The 1,771-nt window shown below is 54.7% G+C and carries 5 protein-coding genes; all 5 read right to left on the reverse strand.

Features of this window, described 5'->3' with window-relative positions:
• On the reverse strand, positions 1–168 hold a 168-nt coding region (locus tag FBQ85_29935; GenBank protein MDL1879352.1), incomplete at its 3' end, for an Asp-tRNA(Asn)/Glu-tRNA(Gln) amidotransferase subunit GatA.
• A gap of 199 nt (positions 169–367) precedes the next feature.
• Positions 368–550, reverse strand: coding sequence for a twin-arginine translocase TatA/TatE family subunit (locus FBQ85_29940; protein ID MDL1879353.1), 183 nt, complete (start codon positions 548–550; stop codon positions 368–370).
• Between the two features lie 39 nt (positions 551–589).
• Positions 590–814, reverse strand: a complete 225-nt coding sequence (tatA, locus tag FBQ85_29945; GenBank protein MDL1879354.1) for a twin-arginine translocase TatA/TatE family subunit — start codon at positions 812–814, stop codon at positions 590–592.
• Between the two features lie 22 nt (positions 815–836).
• On the reverse strand, positions 837–1,070 hold the full coding sequence (locus tag FBQ85_29950; GenBank protein ID MDL1879355.1) for a DUF4321 domain-containing protein: 234 nt from the start codon (positions 1,068–1,070) through the stop codon (positions 837–839).
• 48 nt (positions 1,071–1,118) lie between these two features.
• The coding region (gene purQ / locus FBQ85_29955) for a phosphoribosylformylglycinamidine synthase subunit PurQ (protein ID MDL1879356.1) at positions 1,119–1,771 on the reverse strand (653 nt) is incomplete at its 5' end.

Below are 1,771 nucleotides of genomic sequence, written 5' to 3' on the forward strand. Positions count from 1 at the left end.
GTCGAGCATCGCCTGCGCGCGCGCGCGCTGATCCAAAACCGTAATGAAGGCATTCAACGGCGCAGCCGCTGCGATGCGTTCCAGATGGGCTTCGACTAAAGCGGCGCAGGTTTGCTCACCGCGACGTAATTTTTCCTGAGTGGAGCGGATATTGGCGAAGTGGCTCATATGCCGAACGGGTGAGTGTTTGATAGGGATCGTTTGCACGGCGCAAACGAAAAGAAGAAGGCCGCGATTGCCGGTCACAGCGGCGAAAACAGGCAATCGTTCCCGCATGAACCAACCACTGGCGTGAGCGGCTAAATGATAAAATCAAAACACAAGCAGTGGAAAATCCCACGGCCGGGCCGTGGGAAATCATTGCGCTTCAATTATTATTGACTTGCTGTTTCGGCGGCTCGATTTTTTCCTGCTCGTCGGAGCTGCTGGCCGCTTTTTTGAATTCGCGGATGCCCTGGCCAAGGCCGCGGGCGAGTTCCGGCAGTTTTTTCGCGCCAAACAGCACGAGCACGATGATGAGGATGACGATTAATTCTTGTGGGCCAGGCATGGCAAACCTCCTAAAATTTCAATGCAATCATTTTACCACTCATGAGTCACTTTTGAGGGATTTACGCTCGGGCGCGCGCGGCTGGCGGGTCTCGCGTTCGAGATCGATATTCAATTCCTGTTTGACTTCATCGGCGGCGCGCTTGAATTCGCTGAGGCCCCGGCTGATGCCGCGCGCCAACTCCGGAATTTTTTTCGGGCCGAACACGAGCAGCACAACGACCAGAATAACGAGCAGCTCACTCATGCCGATTTGACCAAACATAGCGCTTTCTCCGCAAGCAAATTTAATTCAGCACCCAACGCAGCAAGTAAATCGCCACGCCGATGCCGATCAAGCCGATGACGTTGAGATCAAAACTCAGGCCCAACGTCAATTTCAAAACCGCCGCATCCAGCGTGACCGGGCCTAACGCCCAGGTGCCCTTTTCGATAAAAAAATCTTTGGCGACGCCGTCCGGCATCAACAAGCCGATCAACTTTCCCAGCAACGATCCAATGGCCCCGCCGAGCAAAACCATGAAAATGATGAAACCGATTTTTCGTCGTGTAGGCACGGGTATTCCTTCTCAGGTTTGACCAATTATCGCTTTAAAAATTTCCGCCCCGTCGCTCGAGCCCAGCAGCGCCTCGGCGGCGCGTTCCGGATGCGGCATCAAGCCCATAACATTGCCGGCCGCGTTCATGATACCCGCAATGTTCTCCAGCGCGCCGTTGGGATTCGCTTCCGGCGTGATGTCGCCCTCTGCCGTGCAATAGCGAAAGAGAATTTGCCGGCGCTCGTTTAACTGTTGCAACGTATCCGCATCCGCGAAATAATTGCCATCGCCGTGCGCCACCGGCATCTTCAGAACGGCCTTGGCCGCGGCGTGTGTGAAGCGTGTGTCCGGGTTTTCCGTGCGAATATAAACTTGCTTTGAAACAAAGCGCAAATGCGCATTGCGCAACAGCACGCCGGGCAACAGGCCGGCTTCACAAAGAATTTGAAAGCCGTTGCAAATGCCGATGACTGCGCCGCCGGCGTTGGCATATCGCATCACTTCCGCCATAACCGGCGAGAATCGCGCAATCGCGCCGGTGCGCAGATAATCGCCGTACGAAAAGCCGCCCGGCAACACAACCGCGTCGAGATTGGAAAGGTCGCGTTCTTTGTGCCAGATAAAACGCGTCTCCTGCTGCAACACATGTTTCAGCAAATGATAACAATCATGATCACAATTGG

The sequence above is a fragment of the Cytophagia bacterium CHB2 genome, from assembly GCA_030263535.1.
Taxonomy (GTDB): domain Bacteria; phylum Zhuqueibacterota; class Zhuqueibacteria; order Zhuqueibacterales; family Zhuqueibacteraceae; genus Coneutiohabitans.

Bases quoted from the DNA above. Each gene is read 5' to 3' on its own strand.
- FBQ85_29950 (MDL1879355.1), bottom strand. From the start codon at position 1,070: ATGGTTTTGCTCGGCGGGGCCATTGGATCGTTGCTGGGAAAGTTGATC.
- FBQ85_29940 (MDL1879353.1), bottom strand. From the start codon at position 550: ATGCCTGGCCCACAAGAATTAATCGTCATCCTCATCATCGTGCTCGTG.
- tatA (MDL1879354.1), bottom strand. From the start codon at position 814: ATGTTTGGTCAAATCGGCATGAGTGAGCTGCTCGTTATTCTGGTCGTT.